Here is a 20,302-nt window from a genome sequence, read left to right as displayed (position 1 = left end):
AGATGTCCGGTAAGACGAGCGCTACGGATAAACGGCACCAGCGTACTGGTGCCGTTTTACGTTCAGGAATCCCAGGCCTGCTCTATCTTACCGGCTTCAAACTGCGGAGGCGGTTTCCGAAAACGGCGCGGTAGCCACGTCAGGTAAAGGATCCCCAGTGCCGCCCAGATGAGGCCAAGCGTCAGGGACGTCGCTTCGAGGTTTATCCACAGCACGCCGACCGTTACGGCACCAATGAGTGGCAACAGGAGATAGTGGAACCGATCTTTCCACGTTTTGTTCAGCCCCTTACGCCGCCAGAAATGGTTGTACACCGAGAGATTAACAAACGTAAACGCCACCAGCGCGCCAAAGTTGATCAGCGCCGTCGCGGTCACGAGATCAAAGTACAGGGCCGACAGCGCCACGATCCCCACCATAATGACGTTCAAAGCCGGCGTACGCCATTTCGGATGCACGTAACCAAACACCCGCTCCGGAAAGACGTTGTCACGCCCCATCACATACAACAAGCGTGAGACGCTGGCGTGCGAGGCCAGGCCTGAAGCGAGCGTATTCACAAACGTGGTACACAGAAACACCGACTGGAAGAGCTTGCCGCCCACGTACAGCGCGATTTCCGGCAGCGCGGCGTCCGGGTTCTTGAAGCGCGCGATCGTCGGGAAAAAGAGCTGCATGAAAAACGAGGCAACAATAAATATCAGCCCGCCATACAGTGCGGTCAGGAAAATGGCTTTGGGGATCACCCGCGCCGCGTTTGGCGTCTCCTCCGAGAGCGTGGTGACCGCGTCAAAGCCGAGGAAAGAGAAGCAGACGATAGTCGCGCCGGTAATAATCGGGATCAGGTGTGCGTTCTCGCTGATAAACGGCTGGAGCGACCAGACGGTGCCGACGCCCTCCCCCTTGTGCAGGCCATGCACCACGAGTATGACAAATACCACCATGATGGCGATCTGTACCAGCACAAACAGGGTATTAAAGTTGGCGACCAAATTAACGCTCTTCAGGTTCGCCAGTGTCAGGATCGTCACAAACCCCACCACCCAGACCCACGGCGGGACTTCAGGGAACAACGCGGAAAGGTAGATCTTCGCCAGCAGCACGTTGATCATCGGCAGGAAGAGATAGTCCAGCAGCGATGACCAGCCGACCATAAAACCCAGGTGGGGTCCGATCGATTTCTGCGTGTAGGTGTACGCAGAGCCCGCTTCCGGGAACTGTCGTACCAGCTTGCCGTAGCTGATGGCGGTAAACATGACGCCAGCCAGCGCCAGGAGATACGAGGCGGGCACGTGGCCATTGCTGATACCGGACACAATGCCGAAGGTATCAAACACGGTCATGGGGGTGAGGTAAGCCAGCCCCATCATGACCACCTGCCAGAGCTTGAGGGAGCTGCGCAGCCGGGTTCTTCCGGCCATGCCCGGCGAGTCAAGAGACGTGTTAGTCGCCATAAACCGTCCCCCCCATGCTTACTGTGGTTTGCAATCGCGTTGTCCTTAACGCAAACCTGCTTAGCAAAGGGGGAAGTTGTAAAGAACACACGCGATCGGACCAGCACACCGTCTCTGGCTCGCACTCACAGCAGGAGCCTGACCGACCCCCTTCGCCCTGCGGATAGTTGAACATCTGCATCATTTCCTACCTCGTCACACAGTGTCGTTAAGAAAATCCCTGTGCCGCCTGCGCTCCATAACGCGACTCCCGGGAGATAGCTGGCGTGCCAGCGAACAGTTCGGCCAGGCTCCGCGCAGGCCGTTTGGTGATACGTGCGCGATGAAACAAAGCGGCCCCTTACCGGGGCACGTCATCAGGCGTTTTTCAGCATCCACTCGATTTCCGTTTCGGTAATCAGGCGTTCAAACTGCAGTAATTCATCATTTTTGCAGGCGTGATAGACGTGGCAGAAACGTTCGCCCAGGCGCTCGCGAAGGTGATCGTTTTGCATAAATTCCCACAGCGCATCGCTCTGACGAATCGGGAACGGCAGTCCGTCCTGCTCCAGACCATTACCTTCAACTTCTTCCTGCAGGGGTAAATCGTTATCCAGACCATGTAAAATCCCGGCAAAAATCGCCGCCATCACCAGATACGGATTCGCGTCTGCCCCCGCCACCCGGTATTCGACCCGATGGTTATGGCGATCGCCGCAGGGGATACGCAGGGCAACGGTGCGATTATTGTGTCCCCATGACGCCTGCGTCGGCACGTACATTCCCGGCTGGAAACGGCGGTAGGAGTTGACGTTCGGTGCCAGCAGCGCCATGGACGCTGGCATCAGATCGATCATCCCGGCCAGCGCGCGTTTCAGCAGCGCGGAATCCTCGCCGCTGGCGTCTGCGAACACGTTCTCACCTCTGTTGTTTTGCATGCTGATGTGGATATGCATCCCACTGCCCGCATGCTCTTCATACGGCTTTGCCATAAACGTGGCGTGCATCTTATGTTTTTCCGCCATCTGCCTGACGAGACGTTTTAGCGCCAGCGCATCATCGCAGGCATCGAGCACGTTTTCCGTATGGTGCAGGTTAATCTCAAACTGGCCCGGGGAGGCCTCAGCCACTGCCCCGTCGGCGGGGATCAACTGCAGCTGCGCCAGTTCGTCGATGTCATTCAGCACGTCAGCAAAGTGGTTCAGATTATCAACCGAGTAGACCTGACTCTGAGTGTTACGCACGTCGGTGCCCGGCGCGCAGGGGGGCTGCAGATAGCCATCGGCATCGCGTTTACGGTCAAGTAAATAGAACTCCAGCTCTACCGCTACCACGGGGAACAGACCGCGCTGGCGCAGCTGCTGCCAGAGTCGGTTGAGTACGTTCCGCGGCTCAACGTCAAAGGGAGCGCCATCTTCATCGACCATGGTGAGCTGCACCTGACCAATGTATTCCGGGTCGGCGGCGGACGGTGTCAGGGTGCCCGGCACCGGCACACAGATACAGTCCGGCTCGCCGAGCTCCTGCCCCAGGCCCGCCTCTTCCACTACGTTACCTAAAATGTCCATAGCGAAAACCGATGCCGGGAAATAGCAGCCTTTTTCAAGTTTGCTCAGCCCGGCAACCGGGATGCGTTTGCCGCGAAAACAGCCGTTCAGGTCGGTCAGGAGGACATCAATAAACTGGGTGTCAGGATACTTTTCTAAATAGCGCTTCACTTCCTGTGTGAAGGGGCTGCCCCGCCTCTCATCCGTGTGCTGCACAAAGTTCTCAACTTCTACGATATTGGTTTCCATGATTTACCACCGTTTTTGGGATTTGCGTTCGCTGCTCTGGACTGTCAAATATAATGTCCACCCTATCGAATCTGTATGCAAATAATTTGTTTGTCAAATGTTAAATTAAGTTTGCAAAAGGCAGATCCCGTTGCTAGATTGAGAAAATATTGAACGAAAAGGCCGTTTAACAGGCGATAATGGCCTAAATTTAGTCCACTTTGTGAGGGCGATCATGGAAAATATAATGAACAAGCCAGTCATTGGCGTGGTGATGTGTAGAAACAGGCTTAAGGGTCATGAGACCCAGACCCTGCAAGAAAAGTACCTGAATGCCATTATTAACGCGGGAGGCTTACCTATTGCCTTACCGCATGCGCTGGCGGAGCCAGAGTTCATTACCGCTCTGCTGCCCACCCTGGACGGGATTTACCTTCCGGGCAGCCCCAGTAACGTGCAGCCGCACCTGTATGGTGAAAACGGCGATGAGCCTAACGCCGATCCCGGGCGAGATCTTCTGAGTATGGCGTTGATTGCCGCCGCGCTCGAAAGGCGCATCCCCATTTTCGCCATCTGCCGGGGGCTGCAGGAACTGGTTGTTGCGACGGGAGGGACGCTGTATCGCCGCCTGTTCGAGCAGAACGACCTGCTTGAGCACCGGGAAGATCCTGAACTGCCGGTTGAGCTACAATACGCCCCGTCTCATGAAGTTCAGGTTCAGGAGGGAGGACTGCTGTCTCAATTAATACCAGGCTGTAACACATTTTGGGTAAACTCGTTACACGGGCAAGGTGCTCGAACGTTAGGACCACGGCTCCGCGTGGAGGCCCGCTCGACGGACGGGCTGGTCGAAGCGGTTAGCGTTCATGACCACCCTTTTGCCCTCGGTGTGCAATGGCACCCCGAATGGAACAGCAGCGAGTACGCCCTGTCCCGTATGTTGTTTGAAGGTTTTATCACCGCCTGTCAAAGCCACATTGCCGAGAAGCAACGGCTTTGACCACTACCGTAAAGGAAATGCAACTATGAGCGATGACGGACTGGCGCCAGGGAAACGTCTGTCTGAGATCCGCCAGCAGCTGGGTCTCTCGCAGCGGCGTGCCGCCGAACTGTCTGGGTTAACACACAGTGCCATCAGCACCATTGAGCAGGACAAAGTCAGTCCTGCCATCAGTACGCTACAAAAGCTGCTGAAAGTCTATGGGCTGTCGCTCTCGGAATTCTTTTCGGAACCGGAAAAACCTGATGAACCACAGGTGGTTATTAATCAGGAAGACCTTATCGAAATAGGCAGTCAGGGGGTTTCGATGAAGCTGGTTCATAACGGAAATCCGAACCGTACGCTGGCGATGATTTTTGAAACTTACCAGCCTGGAACCACGACCGGAGAGAGGATCAAACACCAGGGTGAGGAGATCGGTACGATACTGGAAGGTGAAATATTATTGACCATTAATGGCCAGCAATATCACCTGGTTGCGGGGCAGAGCTATGCCATCAATACCGGCATACCGCACAGCTTCAGCAACACCTCGGCAGGCATCTGCCGCATTATCAGTGCCCACACCCCCACCACGTTCTAATAACCACTCAGTCCCGGCGTAAGCACGCTTACGCCGGGACAAATAAAAACGATCAATGTCGGCATTCAACGGGTTAATTCCCGGGATGCCTCACGGCTTCGTATTGCCTGAAACGGCCATGCCTTTATTTATCTGATTGCGAAAGAAAGGAGTGAATATGCATTTTCAGCACCTGACTTACTGGCAGGATAAAGCAAAAAACAGCGCCATTGAGACCCGGTTATTTATTAACGGTGTTTATTGTGACGCCGCCGATAATGCCACGTTTGCAACCGTCAATCCTGCTACCCAACAGACGCTGGCGAACGTGGCCCGGGGCATGCAGGCGGACGTGGACCGCGCGGTTCAGGCCGCGCGTGAGGTATTTGAGCGCGGTGACTGGTCGCAGGCGTCGCCGGCGCAGCGCAAGGCCGTGCTAAATAAGCTCGCCGATCTGATGGAACGACACGGCGAAGAGCTGGCCTTGCTGGAAACACTGGACACCGGTAAACCCATCCGCCACAGCCTGCGCGACGATATTCCCGGTGCGGCTCGCGCCATTCGCTGGTACGCCGAAGCGGCGGATAAAGTCTACGGCGAAGTGGCGCCTACGGGTCCGGGCGAGCTGGCGATGATCGTGCGCGAGCCGATCGGGGTTGTCGCGGCCATCGTCCCCTGGAACTTCCCGCTGCTGCTGGCCTGCTGGAAGCTGGGCCCGGCGCTGATCGCGGGCAATAGCGTGGTATTGAAACCGTCGGAGAAATCACCGCTCACCGCCCTGCGGCTGGCCGGGCTGGCGAAAGAGGCGGGTCTGCCGGACGGCGTGCTGAATGTGATAAGCGGTTACGGCCACGAAGCGGGCCAGGCGCTGGCACTGCATCCGGAGGTTGAGGTGCTGACGTTTACCGGCTCAACCCGTACCGGCAAGCAGCTGTTAAAGGACGCGGGAGAAAGCAACATGAAGCGCGTCTGGCTGGAGGCCGGCGGCAAGAGCGCCAACATTATCTTTGCCGACTGCCCGGACCTGGACAAGGCCGTGAGCGCGACCGCCGCCGGGATATTTTACAACCAGGGGCAAGTCTGTATCGCCGGTACCCGCCTGCTGCTTGAAGACAGCATCGCCGATGACTTTCTGGCAAGGCTGAAAGCGCAGGCCAGTCACTGGCAGCCGGGCGATCCGCTCGACCCTGACAACACGATGGGGATGCTCATCGACGCCGGGCACGCCGATACCGTCCACACATTTATTCGCGAGGGATCCCGGAAAGGTACGCTGCTGCTGGACGGGCGGGAACAATCGTGGCCTTGTGCAGTCGGTCCAACCATTTTTGTCGACATCGACCCTGACTCCCCGCTGTGCCGGGACGAGATTTTCGGGCCAGTGCTGGTCGTCACCCGTTTTAAAACCGAAGAGGAAGCCTTAACGCTGGCCAACGACAGTGAATATGGGCTTGGCGCGGCGCTATGGACCCGCGATCTCTCCCGCGCGCATCGCATGAGCCGCCGCCTGAAAGCAGGCTCGGTCTTCGTCAATAACTATAACGACGGTGATATGACCGTCCCCTTTGGCGGCTATAAGCAGAGCGGCAACGGTCGCGATAAGTCCCTGCACGCGCTCGAAAAATTTACTGAACTGAAAACCATCTGGATTGCTCTGGAGTCTCAATCATGACCGAACATACCACCAGCTACTACGCGGCCAGCGCGAACGCTTACGAACCTTTCCCGACGCTTAACGAGTCGATCAGCTGTGACGTGTGCGTGGTGGGCGGCGGCTATACCGGCCTCTCCTCCGCGCTGCATCTCGCCGAAATGGGCTACGACGTGGTGCTCCTTGAAGGGGCGCGCATTGGCTTCGGCGCCAGCGGACGCAACGGCGGCCAGTTGGTTAACTCCTACAGCCGCGATATCGACGTGATTGAGAAAAACTACGGACCCGATGCCGCCAGAGTCCTCGGGAGCATGATGTTTGAAGGCGGAGAGATCATCCGGGAGCGTATCCAGCGCTATCAGATTCAGTGCGACTATCGTCCCGGCGGGTTGTTTGTGGCGTTAAACCATAAGCAGCTGGAAACGCTGGAGGAGCAAAAAGCCAACTGGGAACGCTACGGCAACACGCAGCTGGAGCTGCTGGACGCCAACGCCATCCGTCGGGAAGTCGACAGCGAACGCTATACCGGCGCGCTGCTGGACCGCAGCGGGGGACACATTCATCCGCTGAACCTGGCGATCGGCGAAGCGGACGCCATTCGCCTGAACGGCGGGCGGGTGTATGAGCAGTCCCCGGTCACCGCCATTCAGCACACCAGCCCCGCCGTGGTGAGCACACAGCATGGTCAGGTGACGGCCCGCTACGTGATCGTCGCCGGGAATGCCTATCTGGGCGATAAGATAGAACCGGAACTGGCAAAACGCAGCATGCCCTGCGGCACTCAGGTGGTGACCACCGCCCCGCTGCCGGAAGAGGTAGCCCGCACGCTGATCCCCAATAACTACTGCGTGGAAGATTGTAACTACCTGCTGGATTACTATCGTCTCACCGCCGACAACCGCCTGCTGTACGGCGGTGGCGTAGTCTATGGCGCACGCGATCCGGACGATGTCGAGCGACTGGTGATGCCAAAGCTGCTGAAAACCTTCCCTCAGCTGGCCGGCGTCAAAATCGACTACCGCTGGACAGGCAACTTCCTGCTGACCCTGTCGCGTATGCCGCAGTTTGGTCGTCTGGATAAAAACATCTATTACATGCAGGGCTACAGCGGCCACGGCGTGACCTGCACCCACCTGGCCGGACGGCTGATCTCGGAACTGTTGCGCGGTGACGCTGAGCGCTTTGATGCGTTTGCCAACCTCCCGCATTACCCCTTCCCGGGCGGCCGCAGCCTGCGGATTCCATTTACGGCGATGGGCGCGGCGTATTACAGCCTGCGCGATCGTCTTGGCGTATGATCGTTTTGAAAAAGGGTATCTGACATGAGTAACCAGGAATTTCATCAGCGCAGACTTTCTGCCACCCCGCGCGGCGTAGGCGTAATGTGTAATTTCTTTGCCCGCACGGCGGAGAATGCCACCCTTACCGACGTGGAAGGCAACGACTATATTGATTTCGCCGCCGGGATCGCGGTGCTGAATACCGGCCATCGTCATCCTGAACTGGTGGCCGCAGTGGAAAAACAGCTTCACCAGTTCACCCACACGGCCTACCAGATTGTGCCGTATGAAAGCTATGTTTCATTAGCCGAGAAACTTAACGAGCTGGCCCCGGTCCAGAGCCCGGCTAAAACGGCGTTCTTCACCACGGGCGCAGAAGCGGTGGAAAACGCCATTAAAATCGCCCGGGCCCACACCGGCAGACCGGGTGTGATTGCCTTCGGGGGAGGCTTTCACGGCCGAACCTATATGACCATGGCCTTAACCGGCAAGGTCGCGCCTTATAAGCTGGGATTTGGCCCCTTCCCGGGGTCGGTTTATCACGTGCCGTATCCCTCTGAGCTGCACGGCATCACGACACAGGATGCCATTACGGCGATAGAACGCCTGTTCAAAGCGGACATTGAGGCGAAACAGGTGGCGGCGATTATTTTTGAACCCATCCAGGGGGAAGGCGGATTCAACGTCGCCCCGCCAGAGCTGGTGGCCGCCATCCGCCGAATCTGTGATGAGCACGGGATCGTGATGATTGCCGACGAAGTGCAGAGCGGCTTCGCCCGTACGGGTAAACTGTTTGCCATGGAACACTACGCCGACAAGCCCGACCTGATGACGATGGCTAAAAGCCTGGCAGGCGGAATGCCGCTGTCTGGCGTGGTGGGTCGCGCCGAAATCATGGACGCGCCAGCTCCCGGCGGTCTGGGGGGGACCTATGCAGGCAACCCGCTTGCGGTGGCCGCCGCGCACGCGGTGCTGAATATTATCGACAACGAGTCGCTGTGCGAGCGCGCCCGTCATCTGGGCGATCGACTGAAAGCCACGCTGGAGGAGATCCAGGGTACCTTTCCCGCGCTCGTGGCGATAAGGGGAAGAGGATCGATGATTGCGGCGGAGTTTTTTGATCCCGAAAGCCGTGAACCTTCGGCCGCCATCGCGCAGGCGATCCAGCAAAAAGCTCTCGCTCAGGGCCTTCTGTTATTGATCTGCGGCCAGTATGGCAACGTGATCCGTTTCCTTTATCCGCTGACCATTCCGGATGCCCAGTTCACCCAGGCGCTGGCGATCCTGCAACAGGTTATGCGTGATAAGGCCTAAGTGCCCAGCGAAAACCGTCTGCCGGGATGCCGGCGACGGTTTCAGCGAAGGAGATCTGCAGAGATCTCCTCCGTGTGGGAAATGTTGGGGAATTTGGTCTGTTTCATTGTATGCTCCCTGAAACACATCCCTGGCAAGAGGAAAAACAATTGCAAAAAATATCCGCCTATCAGTCACTTGTGAAAACCTTCCAGCGCCTCTCCCGTTTCTCGCACCTCTCCTCCATCGCCAGCTGGGACATGTTCACCATGATGCCGCCTGGCGGCAGCGCCGCGCGCGGCGAAGCGCTGGCAGAAATGAGCGTCCTGCAACACCAGATCCTGACCGATAAGAAAGTGGGCGATCTGCTGGCTGCGGCAGCAGGTGAAGATCTGAATGACGTCGAACGCGCCAACCTGCGGGAAATGACGCGTCAATATCAGCAGGCCTCGCTGCTGCCGGAATCGCTGGTGGAGGCCAAATCCCTGGCGGGGAGCAAGTGTGAACACGCCTGGCGCACCCAGCGTCCCGCTAATGACTGGCAGGGATTTTCCACCAACCTGAAAGAGGTGGTCAAACTCAGCCGCGAAGAGGCTCGCCTGCGGGCCGAAGACAAAGGGTGCACACCGTACGACGCACTGCTGGATATTTTTGAGCCCGACATGACCAGCGCCCGTCTGGACGTTCTGTTCGGTGATATGAAATCCTGGCTGCCGGACCTGCTGGCAAGCGTGGTGGAAAAACAGGCTCAACGGTCGTTTGTTCCCCCGCAGGGCCCCTTCCCAACGGCAACACAGCGCGAGCTGGGGCTGGAAGCGATGAAGATGCTCGGCTTCGATTTTAACGGCGGTCGCCTGGACGTGAGTGCGCACCCGTTCTGCGGCGGCGTACCGGAGGACGTGCGCATCACCACGCGCTATGACGAAGATGAACTGCTCAGCGCGCTGTTTGGCGTGATCCACGAAACCGGACACGCGCGCTACGAACAAAACCTGCCGCGCGCCTGGGCAGGACAGCCGATTGCCCTCGCCCGCTCAACCGCGATCCACGAATCCCAAAGCCTGTTCTTTGAAATGCAGCTTGGCCGTAGCGAGGCCTTCCTTAAACATCTTCTCCCTGCGGTGCACGCCCGCTTTGGCAGCCAGGCGGCGTTCAGCGAAGAGAACTTTATCGCCTGGAACCAGCGCGTGAAGCCGGGCTATATCCGCGTGGATGCCGATGAGGTGAGCTACCCGGCGCACGTGGTGCTGCGCTATGAGATTGAGCGCGCGCTGATCAACGGCGAGATCGAGGTGGACGACATTCCCGCCCTGTGGGACGAAAAAATGCAGGCCTGGCTTGGGTTATCCACCAAAGACAACTACCGCAACGGCTGTATGCAGGATATTCACTGGACCGACGGTGGATTTGGTTACTTCCCGTCGTATACGCTGGGGGCCATGTATGCCGCACAGCTGTTCCATGCGGCGAAAACGGCGCTTCCGGATCTGCAGTCCTCAATCGCTGAAGGTGATTTTTCGGCGCTGTTTGACTGGTTGCGCCAGAACATCTGGCAGCATGGCAGCCGCTTTACCACCTCGCAGTTGATTACCCTGGCGACGGGAGAAGATCTCAATATCCGTTACTTCCGCGAACATCTCACTTCACGTTATTTGTAATTCCCTTCTGCCGGAGCGCGCTCCGGCACTTTCCTTGCCCTTCTGCATAATAAGATGATTTTGCACATTTCTTTCCGAGCGCACTTAAGGTATGTAGTTAAATCCTGGCCATATAAATACACCGCAATCAGGCCAGGGTTAACAATAAATAAAGGGATGATTAATGAAAGGCATAATGAAAACGATGGCGTTAGCCGTACTGTGTGCGACGAGTTTAAGCACCTTCGCGGCCGTGGATAACACTCCGCAAGAAGCATATAACGATATCACCCACTCTCTCGCTGACCTCCAGCCCATCACATTTCAGGCTCCCGCAGAAAAATACAAGCTACTGGTGTTTATTGATAACCAGTGCATCTACTGCAGCAACGTGGTGAAAAACGTCAGGCAGTATACGGATGCCGGTTTGACCATGTCGTTTTTGACCGTTGCCCCCGACGCTATTCGCGACTCGGTCATTGAGGATATGGGGCGCGTCTGGTGTTCAACCGACAGGGTCAAAAGCCTGCAAAAAGCGATGACGGGTTTTTTACCGGATAACGACACAACGCAGGCCTGTTCCGACCGGATCGCTCGCCAGTCTGCGCTGGCTGAAAGGCTGGGCATCAACATCACACCGTTCATGGTGGTCATTGAGCCTGAATCACGCTCGATTGCTGGTAGCCAGCCACCGGCTGCAATTCTGGCTGCGTTAAAGAAATAGCCCTCACGTGTACGAACGGGCCTGTTCGTACACGCTTCTCCCCCTTTGTACATTCCGTTACACGCCGATACCAATCACTCACGGAAACCCCGAAATTACAGGGATATAGTTATCTCAACGGCCCCGCAGTGGGGTTAAATGAAAAACCAAATTCGAGGGTATGAACATGAATAAAGTATTAGCTCTGGTTGTTGCCGCTGCTATGGGTCTGTCTTCTGCTGCGTTCGCTGCTGAGACTACTGCAACTGCTCCAGCTGCCGCTGCGCCAGCTGCAACCACCACCGCTGCGCCTGCAAAAGCGGTACACCACAAGAAACATCATAAAGCCGCTAAACCAGCTGCTGAGCAAAAAGCGCAAGCGGCTAAAAAGCACCACAAAAAAGCCGTAAAACAAGACGCGACTAAGCCAGCTGTAGAGCAGAAAGCGCAGGCCGCTAAAAAGCACCACAAAAAAGCGACCAAACCGGCTGTAGAACAGAAAGCGCAGGCTGCTAAAAAGCACCACAAAAAAGCAGTAAAACACGAAGCTGCTAAACCAGCTGCACAGCCAGCTGCGTAAGAGTACAAGCTTAACCGTGCCCTTCGGGGCACGTTGGTAAACCGGCGCTGAACCGGAAAAGGTTCCGCGCCGTTTTTTTATCCGGAGGGCGTATGCTGCGACGCTATCGGTTTGAGCTGATTCTGATCCTGCTTATTTTATGCGCGCTCATCGCCAGCCATTTTTATCTTTCCTGAATGTAGCACGCTGATTTTACTCCCACTTTAGCGCTGTCCCGTCTATAGTATTTTCATAGGGTTCACTTTTAATAATCATAATTACCCCCACCAGAGTGTGATATGCGTAAATCTGTTGTGTTGTTACTGGGAACGTTTGGTCTTTTTTCTGGATTCTCACATGCGGATGATGGCGGTGATGACACCATTAGCGCGAAAGAGCTAAAGACGCTTTTTTTCGGTCATGACGACCGCACGCGCGTCGCCGATCCCACCCAGGCTCCCTGGGATGCTATAGGTCAGCTGGAAACCGCCAGCGGTAACTTATGTACCGCCACGTTGATTACCCCGCAGCTTGCCCTGACGGCAGGCCACTGTCTGTTAACGCCGCCAAACGGCAAGCCGGATAAAGCAGTTGCCTTGCGCTTTGTGTCGCAAAAAGGCACCTGGCGCTATGAAATCCACGGCATTGAAGGCCGGGTGGATCCCTCTCTCGGCAAACGCCTGAAACCGGATGGTGACGGCTGGATTGTGCCACCCGGCGCCGCCTCATGGGACTTTGGCCTGATCGTTTTACGCTACCCGCCTTCAGGTATTACGCCACTGCCGTTATTTGACGGTGATAAAGCCGCCCTTACCGCCGCGCTGAAAGCCGCCGACCGCAAGGTGACGCAATCAGGCTATCCTGTCGATCATCTGGATACGCTTTACACGCACACCGACTGCATTGTGACCGGCTGGGCACAAACCAGCGTACTCTCTCACCAGTGCGATACGTTACCAGGCGATAGCGGCTCACCGCTGATGTTGAAAACGGAAAACGGCTGGCAGTTGATCGGTGTTCAGAGCTCCGCCCCGGCGGCGAAAGACCGCTGGCGTGCCGATAACCGGGCCCTGTCCGTCACCGGTTTTCGCGACCAGCTGGAAGCGCTGGCGCAGCAGTAAATCAGCACCGTCTGACCTGATGTAACGCCTTGATTGACTCTATCGGAATGGGCTGGCTGAACCAAAAACCCTGCAGCTGATCGCAGCCAGCCAGCCGCAGGAGTTTCATTTGCTTTTCGGTTTCGACCCCTTCTGCAACCACCGCCATGCCCAGCGCATTGGCGATCCGCACCGTGCCGCTCACCAGCGCGGCCGCCTGTTCATCATTGTCTACCAGCCCCGCCAGCGACTTATCGATCTTGATGGTGTCAAAGTTGAAACGCCTTAAATAGCCAATGCTTGAATAACCGGTGCCAAAGTCATCCAGCGCTACCGCGATACCCAACGCTTTCAGGTTGGCTATTGCCATACGGGCACGCTCCGGGTTTTCCAGCACATAGGACTCGGTGACCTCAAGCTGCAGTCGGTTGGCCGGAAAATCGGTGCTCTCCAGCACGCTGGCGACTTTTTCTTCGAAGGCAGGATCGCGAAATTGTGCGGGGGAGATATTAACCGAGAGCGTTAAGTCACTGTACGGCTGCAGATCCTGACAGGCCCGCTGCAATACAAACTGCCCCAGTTTGTAAATCAGGCCACTGGTCTCCGCGATGGTGATAAAGGTATCCGGGCCCAGGGGCCCTTCCGGACGTCGTGGCCAACGGACCAGCGCCTCGACGCTGCTCATTTTCTGGCTGTGGGCGTCAATAATCGGCTGATACCAGACCTCGAACTCATCACGCTCCAGACCGTTACGGATCTGATTCTCAATCGCCAGCTTGCGTTCACGGGCGCTGTTCAGTTCGGCGTCGTAGTGGGTAATCCGCCCTTTCCCGCTCATTTTGGAATGATACATGGCAATATCGGCGCGACGAAACAGCTCGGAGCTGGTGCATTCAATCAGGGTTCCGCTGGCGATACCGATGCTGGCTCCCATATGGATTGTGCGTTCCCCCAGCTGAATCGGGGTGGCGAACGCGTCCAGCACCGAAACGGCAAACGCGGCGGCCCGGGCCTCCGCGTTATCTCCGCCAATGGTCATGGCAAATTCATCCCCGCCCATTCGCGCCAGCATTCCGCCGGGCGGCACGCGTTCATTCAGTGTTTTCGCAATCGCCACAATGAGATCGTCACCCACGCTGTGACCGTAGATATCATTGACGTCTTTAAAGCCATCCAGATCGATGAACACCACGCTTTTGACGTCGATATCCCCCCGTAAACTCACCCGGTCCAGCGCTTCAATGAGCGCACGCCGGTTCGGCAGACGGCTTAGCCAGTCCGTTCTGGCGACCAGACGCGCCAGACTCTCTCCGCGAGCAAGCTTGTACAGCCCCACGCTGCTCACCAGAATAAACAGCAGGATCAGAGCCGAGGCCAGCACCACAATCTGTCTGATGTCAGAAGAGGCCGCCCGGGCGGCCTGCGCGCCCGGAAGCCGCGCCTGCCAGTTCAAATAGCCTACCAACTCCCCTGCCGCGCTGCGCAGCGGCATACTCAGCGCGTTGATTTTTTCCGGCGTAAAGTTGAGGTTCTCAATCTGAAAGGTCGCCCCCAGGTCAGACAATATTCGGGCGTTCAGGTGACGGGTAATCACCAGATAGCGGCGCGTTCCATCGGTCACCCGCAATCGTCCAACCATTGGGCGTATCAGCCCAATCCCCACAAAGGCGACGCCGCTTCGCGTTTTGCTGATCCCGGCATAGATATTTTTCTCGCTCGCTAAGGCGCGCGCATGCTGGTCAATGAGGGCTTTCAGGCCTTTGCCGAAAAAATCGAGCGTCGTCTCCTGAAAAGGCTGACTTTTAAACGATCCCCAGATGACATTGAAATGTTCATCCAGCACGAAGGTGCCGTCATAGAGGTTGTTGATTTTAAATCCGGCGCCCCAGGTGTTGTACAACCAGTCGGTATCCAGCGTGGAGCGGTAAGCCTCCCGCACCGCATCGTCCCAGACGGCGTTATCAAGCACCAGCGAGGAGACGCGATTCACCGATGTCTGAATGGCGCCCTGCACGGAAAGCGCCGTGCGGTGTTCATCAATTTCATTGGTTTTGGTACTGATTAGGTGCAGGGAAAGATAGAGAAGTGCGACGATGGAGATAATTAAGCCGATCCCCGCCATGAAGACCATGGCAAACAACGTTCTCGCATTGGGAATATTGCGCCAGCTTAATGTGCGATACATCAGCCATCCTCTTCACGGTTTTGCTTTTCTAAGCGTAATACAGGCAGCGAATTTCGCTGCCTGTAAATCATGGCGTGAAGTCTGTCAGGCGAGTTTTATCATGATCATGCCGGCAAGCAGCAGTATAAGCCCGATCCAGCCTTTGTTATTTAAACGCTGCCCGAAGAGTACCCAGCCTGCGGCCAGCGTGGCGGCGATACCAAAACCGCCCCACAGCGCATAGGCCACCGAAAGGTCGATCCCTTTGACCGCCTGGGACAGGGCGCTGAATGCCCCCAGCACCGCGGCAATCGACAGCAGGCCATAAACTTTACGACGGAAACCGTCGGAGAATTTCAGCAGAACGTTCGCCAGAATTTCCAGCACGATGGCAAGCCCCAGCCAGGCCGCATGAACCCACTCAAACTGTTGCATGGTTCTGCTCCTTCAGCTGTTTAGTCGGTTTACGGGTACCCGATTTAATCAGCACAATACCCGCGACCAGCGTTGTTAAGCCAGCGATCTTCATGGTTGTTAATGTTTCGTCAAATATAAGCACGCTGAACAGCGTAATTAATAAAATGCCGATCCCTTCCCACAGGGCATATGCGACACCCAGCGCAATCTTCTTCACCGCAAACGAGAGAAAAATATAAGAAAGGGAAATCATCACCAGCATTAAAATAAATCCGGTATTACCCTCGCTGACGCTTGCCCATTTCATCGACAGCGTGCCGGTAATTTCCGCGATAATTGCCAGAGCTAAAAGGATCCAGTAAAACATGTTCTTCTCCTGCTTGAGAATATAATCCATCGTGGCTCGCTGTACGCAGCAAACCAAAAAATACGAATTGAAATCAGATAGCTAAGCGCTTAGCGCCAGCTCAGGCAGAAGATATGACTATAGTGCGGTGCGCCAGTGTTGCTCACCAGAAAGCAGGTAAAAAGAGGTGGAAAATACAGCAGTGTGGTTTGAAGAGTACGTCCTGAACATATTGTCCATAAAATTACAATTATCCGCGGTGTTGCTTCTCGTCTTTGCGGATCAAAATTGTCCTCGGTAGTTGAACACGCCAAATTTGTACCATAAGCCAGGATTTAACTCAAAGTCTTTGCAATTCTTTACTCATCCCGTTTGATTTTGGTTAGTTTATTGCATCGCCCTTCACCTTTATTATAAATAAAAAGAACATTGCGGAGTCACCATGGCCAAACCCATCATTACCCTGAACGGGTTAAAAACTGTCATCATGCTGGGCATGCTGGTGATTATACTGACAGGCGTTCGCGTTGCCGCCGACATCATTGTGCCGTTTATTCTGGCGCTGTTTATTGCGGTGATCCTTAACCCGCTGGTGCAGCGCATGACGCGGCTACGCATCCCGCGCGTGCTGGCGATCACGCTGCTTATCAGCATTATTATTATTGCCATGGTCTTGCTGGTGGCTTATCTCGGCACTTCGCTGAATGAGCTGGCCCGAACGCTACCGAAATACCGCTCTTCGCTGGCAATACCGCTGCTGCAGATTGAACCCTGGCTGCAGCGCGCAGGGATCGAAGTCTCGGTCGAAGAGCTCCTTAAATATATCGATCCCAATGCGGCCATGACAGTTGTCACCAGCCTGCTGACGCAGCTTTCCAATGCCATGACCTCCATTTTCCTGCTGTTCTTAACGGTGGTGTTTATGCTGCTGGAGGTGCCCCAGCTGCCGGCGAAGCTGCAGCAGATCATGGTCCGGCCGGTTGAGGGAATGGGGGCCATTCAACGCGCGCTGGACAGCGTTTCCCGCTATCTGGTGCTGAAAACGGCTATTAGCCTGGTGACGGGCGTTGTCGTCTGGTTGATGCTGCTGGCGCTGGACGTCCGCTTTGCGTTTGTCTGGGGATTACTGGCGTTTGCGCTCAACTATATTCCCAACATCGGGTCGGTGCTGGCGGCGATCCCCCCTATCCTTCAGGTGCTGGTGTTCAGTGGGTTCTATGACGCGCTGGTTCTGCTGGCCGGATATCTGGCGATCAATCTGGTGTTCGGCAATATTCTTGAGCCTCGCATGATGGGGCGAGGGCTGGGGCTCTCCACGCTGGTGGTCTTTTTATCCCTGATATTCTGGGGCTGGCTGCTCGGGCCCGTAGGGATGCTGCTCTCCGTCCCGCTGACCATCATCGTCAAAATTGCCCTGGAACAGACGGCTGGCGGGCAAAGTATCGCCGTGCTGCTGAGCGATATGAGCCATCAGTAGCGGTCAGTCCATCATTGACAGGAGAGGCTTGCAGGTCCTTCCACCTTCGCGATAAGCGCTGAGCGCCCTCTGCCATTCTGCCAGGGGGTATACCGCGACATCGCTGTACCGGCTGGCGGGCAGGCGAAGCCAGATGCGGTCAAATTCCGCGCGCCACGCCTCCGCGCTGAGCGCATCCAGACCGTTACGGATATGGAACCACGCCACGCGTGGCTCGGGCCCTCGCTGTCGGAAAGTCTGGCCGGAGAGCAGTCCGTAGCAGACAAACATCCCCTGCCCGGGCATCACGCTGAGGATCGCTTCCGCAAGCGGCCCGCCGGTGGCATCGTAGACAATATCGCTGCGTGCGGCGACGGTGCCGATTCTGTGCGCGTCATGCTGCGCAACAGGAATGATCCCCATCGCCTCCAGCCGTTGCGCATGAACCGCAGAGCGGTGAATACCGTACACCGCTTCCGCCCCCGCCTGACGCGCCCACTGCCCCAGCAGAATGCCGCAATCCGATCCTGCAGCCGTAAGCAACACCCGTTTTCCCTGAGCGGGGTAGCGGGTGAGCATCATCTGCGCCGCCAGCGGATTGATATAGGCCCGCGCGGCCAGATGCACGTCAATGGTGTCCGGTACGGGGATCGCATACTCGGCCGGGCAATCAACATAGCGCTGCCAGGTGCCTTGCCCACGCAGCGGCAGAACACGTTTACCCAGCAGATGACCAAACGACGCGGGAGCCTGAGTAACGACACCGACGCCTTCATACCCCGCTACCGCCGGTAACGGAGTTCTGTGCCGATAGGCGCCCGTGATGGGAATGAGATCGGACGCATTGACTGGCGAAAACAGCATCCGGACACGGAGATGACCCGGTGCTAGCGCCCCCAATGACGCGGTTTCAGGTTGCAGAACAGATTCTGGCTCGCCAAAACGGCGATACCAGAGGGCCAGGTTTTCCATAACGATCTCACGGCTGCTAGCGTAACAACTACTCGCGCCAGCCCATTGCCGGTGCGACATGTTTGAGAATGGACTCAATCACGTGCGCATTATAATCCACACCGAGCTGGTTCGGCACGGTCAGTAAGAGCGTATCGGCCTCGGCAATCGCCTCGTCCTTTTTCAGCTGTTCAATGAGCGTATCCGGCTCCGCGGCATAGCTGCGCCCGAAGATGGCGCGCGTTTTCTCATCCAGGTAACCCACGCTGTCGCTGTCGTTGCGGCTGGTGCCGAAGTACATCCGGTCGCGGTCGTCCATTAATGCAAAAATGCTGCGGCTCACCGACACCCTCGGCTCGCGCGTATGTCCGGCCTCTTTCCAGGCCTGACGGTAGGCGCGGATCTGTTTTGCCTGCTGAATATGGAACGGCTCACCGGTTTCATCGTCTTTCAGGGTTGAACTTTGCAGATTCATGCCCAGCTTTGCCGCCCACACTGCCGTCGCATTTGAACCGGCGCCCCACCAGATACGCTCGCGCAGCCCTTCGGAATAGGGCTCCAGGCGCAGCAGCCCCGGCGGATTCGGAAACATCGGCTGCGGATTTGGTTTGGCAAACCCTTCACCGCGCAGCACATCAAGCAGCACTTCGGTATGGCGGCGCGCCATATCCGATTCGCTTTCCCCTTCCTGCGGGACATAGCCGAAATGACGCCAGCCATCAATAACCTGTTCCGGAGAGCCGCGGCTAATGCCAAGCTGCAAACGTCCACCGGAAATGAGGTCCGCCGCGCCCGCATCCTCGGCCATATACAGCGGATTTTCGTAACGCATATCAATCACGCCCGTACCGATTTCGATGGTTTTCGTTTTTGCGCCAATGGCGGCCAGCAGAGGAAACGGCGAGCTAAGCTGTCGGGCGAAGTGGTGTACGCGGAAATAGGCGCCGTCAGCCCCCAGCTCTTCAGCCGCCACGGCTAAATCGATGGACTGCAGCAGCGTATCTGCCGCTGAGCGCGTGCCGGACTGCGGAGAAGGTGTCCAGTGACCAAACGATAAAAACCCGATCTTTTTCATTACGATGTGTCCTGAGAATGCGTTGCGTGCTGTCCACTTTACGCATTACCCGCTAAGAATAAATGCCGTTTATTTAACGGAATGGTTCAAATAAATTGACATAACTGACGGGTTCGTCACGACGCAACGTTATGGGATATACTATTCCCCACTCTTTTTATGGCAGGTAAAACCGGCAATGGCTTTGATCCCCAAAAACTACGCGCGGCTGGAAAGCGGCTATCGCGAAAAAGCATTAAAAATCTATCCCTGGGTGTGTGGACGCTGCTCGCGGGAGTTTGTCTATTCCAATCTGCGTGAACTCACGGTTCACCATATCGATCACGACCATACCAACAACCCGGAAGATGGCAGCAACTGGGAGCTGCTGTGCCTGTTTTGCCACGATCACGAACATTCGAAATACACCGAAGCGGATCAGTACGGTACTACCGTGGTTGCCGGGGAAGACGCGCAAAAAGACGTGGGCGTCGCCACGTTTAACCCGTTTGCTGATTTAAAGGCGATGATGGATAAGAAGAAGTAATCATTCACCGCCCATACCTGCCGTATGGGCGGCTCAGGAAAAGGATATTAGCCTTGGATACCCTCCACTGCTACTGGGATACGTTTTATACCGCCTACGGTTTACTTTTCACGAGAATAATTAGCCTCATACTTCTGGTCTGGCTGTGTCATGATTTTCTGCGCCGCATAAGGAAAAACGCCGCGGACGCCGCCGACGCCACAGGCCCGATCGCAGAAGCCGATGCCCGGGAGCGGTATCAATGGCGTTTTCAACTGTGGTCATTGCGGACGGTACAAATCCTCTGCCTGCTCTCTCTTTTCTGGATGCTTATTAAGGGACTCTTTGCCTGACCCTTTCCCTGGGTAAAATGTCCAGGTGATTGCGGCGGTTGC

18 protein-coding genes are annotated in these 20,302 nt (G+C 56.3%); 11 read left to right on the top strand and 7 right to left on the bottom strand.

The genetic code is table 11. The annotated features are described in order from the left end of the window. Positions 1 to 62: 62 nt before the first annotated feature. Both LDK53_RS01695 and LDK53_RS01690 read right to left on the bottom strand, forming a co-directional pair. Positions 63 to 1,454, bottom strand: coding sequence for an APC family permease (locus tag LDK53_RS01695; protein ID WP_225283722.1), 1,392 nt, complete (start codon positions 1,452 to 1,454; stop codon positions 63 to 65). A gap of 356 nt (positions 1,455 to 1,810) precedes the next feature. Continuing rightward, positions 1,811 to 3,229, bottom strand: coding sequence for a glutamine synthetase family protein (locus LDK53_RS01690; protein WP_225283720.1), 1,419 nt, complete (start codon positions 3,227 to 3,229; stop codon positions 1,811 to 1,813). Positions 3,230 to 3,443: 214 nt separating this feature from the next. Between LDK53_RS01690 and puuD the strand changes: the two genes are divergently transcribed. From puuD to LDK53_RS01645, 9 genes are all read left to right on the top strand, one after another. Continuing rightward, a complete protein-coding gene (gene puuD / locus LDK53_RS01685; protein ID WP_225283712.1) occupies positions 3,444 to 4,208 on the top strand; it encodes a gamma-glutamyl-gamma-aminobutyrate hydrolase in 765 nt (254 codons plus the stop codon). Between the two features lie 25 nt (positions 4,209 to 4,233). Next, on the top strand, positions 4,234 to 4,791 hold the full coding sequence (puuR, locus tag LDK53_RS01680) for an HTH-type transcriptional regulator PuuR (protein ID WP_008502454.1): 558 nt from the start codon (positions 4,234 to 4,236) through the stop codon (positions 4,789 to 4,791). 157 nt (positions 4,792 to 4,948) lie between these two features. Continuing rightward, on the top strand, positions 4,949 to 6,442 hold the full coding sequence (puuC, locus tag LDK53_RS01675) for an aldehyde dehydrogenase PuuC (RefSeq protein ID WP_225283710.1): 1,494 nt from the start codon (positions 4,949 to 4,951) through the stop codon (positions 6,440 to 6,442). Continuing rightward, the gene (locus LDK53_RS01670; RefSeq protein ID WP_094917587.1) at positions 6,439 to 7,719 is read left to right on the top strand and encodes an NAD(P)/FAD-dependent oxidoreductase; all 1,281 of its coding nucleotides are present in this window, start codon (positions 6,439 to 6,441) and stop codon (positions 7,717 to 7,719) included. The genes puuC and LDK53_RS01670 overlap by 4 nt, the downstream gene beginning before the upstream one ends. 24 nt (positions 7,720 to 7,743) lie before the next feature. After that, positions 7,744 to 9,015, top strand: a complete 1,272-nt coding sequence (puuE, locus tag LDK53_RS01665; protein ID WP_045284887.1) for a 4-aminobutyrate transaminase — start codon at positions 7,744 to 7,746, stop codon at positions 9,013 to 9,015. A 149-nt stretch (positions 9,016 to 9,164) separates the two neighbouring features. Then, entirely contained in the window at positions 9,165 to 10,652 is a 1,488-nt protein-coding gene (locus tag LDK53_RS01660; protein WP_225283699.1) for a carboxypeptidase M32, read from the top strand. A gap of 163 nt (positions 10,653 to 10,815) precedes the next feature. Beyond that, a complete protein-coding gene (locus LDK53_RS01655) occupies positions 10,816 to 11,355 on the top strand; it encodes a thioredoxin fold domain-containing protein (protein WP_412174819.1) in 540 nt (179 codons plus the stop codon). A gap of 166 nt (positions 11,356 to 11,521) precedes the next feature. Then, on the top strand, positions 11,522 to 11,914 hold the full coding sequence (gene asr / locus LDK53_RS01650; RefSeq protein WP_045284890.1) for an acid resistance repetitive basic protein Asr: 393 nt from the start codon (positions 11,522 to 11,524) through the stop codon (positions 11,912 to 11,914). Positions 11,915 to 12,192: 278 nt separating this feature from the next. Beyond that, positions 12,193 to 13,014 (top strand): trypsin-like serine peptidase, encoded by an 822-nt coding sequence (locus LDK53_RS01645; protein WP_045284891.1) that lies wholly within the window; start codon positions 12,193 to 12,195, stop codon positions 13,012 to 13,014. Position 13,015: 1 nt separating this feature from the next. Here the strand turns inward: LDK53_RS01645 and LDK53_RS01640 are convergent, their stop codons facing one another. The 3 genes from LDK53_RS01640 to mdtJ form a co-directional block, all read right to left on the bottom strand. Beyond that, entirely contained in the window at positions 13,016 to 15,178 is a 2,163-nt protein-coding gene (locus tag LDK53_RS01640; protein WP_225283689.1) for a bifunctional diguanylate cyclase/phosphodiesterase, read from the bottom strand. A gap of 84 nt (positions 15,179 to 15,262) precedes the next feature. Then, positions 15,263 to 15,592: a multidrug/spermidine efflux SMR transporter subunit MdtI gene (mdtI, locus tag LDK53_RS01635; RefSeq protein ID WP_025758607.1), complete on the bottom strand. Its 330-nt coding sequence runs from the start codon at positions 15,590 to 15,592 to the stop codon at positions 15,263 to 15,265. Further along, a complete protein-coding gene (mdtJ, locus tag LDK53_RS01630) occupies positions 15,579 to 15,941 on the bottom strand; it encodes a multidrug/spermidine efflux SMR transporter subunit MdtJ (RefSeq protein WP_025758605.1) in 363 nt (120 codons plus the stop codon). The genes mdtI and mdtJ overlap by 14 nt, the downstream gene beginning before the upstream one ends. A gap of 421 nt (positions 15,942 to 16,362) precedes the next feature. Here mdtJ and LDK53_RS01625 point away from each other — a divergent pair, with 421 nt between their 5' ends. Beyond that, positions 16,363 to 17,397 carry an AI-2E family transporter gene (locus LDK53_RS01625; protein ID WP_047958429.1) on the top strand — a complete coding sequence of 345 codons (1,035 nt, stop codon included), beginning with the start codon at positions 16,363 to 16,365 and terminating at the stop codon, positions 17,395 to 17,397. A gap of 3 nt (positions 17,398 to 17,400) precedes the next feature. On the opposite strand, the gene LDK53_RS01620 is transcribed toward LDK53_RS01625, so the two are convergent. Next, positions 17,401 to 18,348 (bottom strand): zinc-dependent alcohol dehydrogenase family protein, encoded by a 948-nt coding sequence (locus LDK53_RS01620; RefSeq protein ID WP_225283686.1) that lies wholly within the window; start codon positions 18,346 to 18,348, stop codon positions 17,401 to 17,403. Between the two features lie 28 nt (positions 18,349 to 18,376). Further along, complete coding sequence (locus LDK53_RS01615) at positions 18,377 to 19,402, bottom strand: LLM class flavin-dependent oxidoreductase (RefSeq protein ID WP_225283684.1); 1,026 nt, start codon at positions 19,400 to 19,402, stop codon at positions 18,377 to 18,379. Between the two features lie 178 nt (positions 19,403 to 19,580). Here LDK53_RS01615 and yajD point away from each other — a divergent pair, with 178 nt between their 5' ends. Further along, positions 19,581 to 19,928, top strand: a complete 348-nt coding sequence (gene yajD / locus LDK53_RS01610) for an HNH nuclease YajD (RefSeq protein ID WP_003857471.1) — start codon at positions 19,581 to 19,583, stop codon at positions 19,926 to 19,928. Positions 19,929 to 20,302 lie beyond the last annotated feature (374 nt).

Source organism: Enterobacter sp. K16B (genome assembly GCF_020216105.1).
In the GTDB taxonomy this organism is placed as follows: Bacteria; Pseudomonadota; Gammaproteobacteria; order Enterobacterales; family Enterobacteriaceae; genus Enterobacter; species Enterobacter sichuanensis.
Note: the sequence above shows the minus strand (reverse complement) of the source record. Positions and strands in the feature narration are given on the sequence as shown.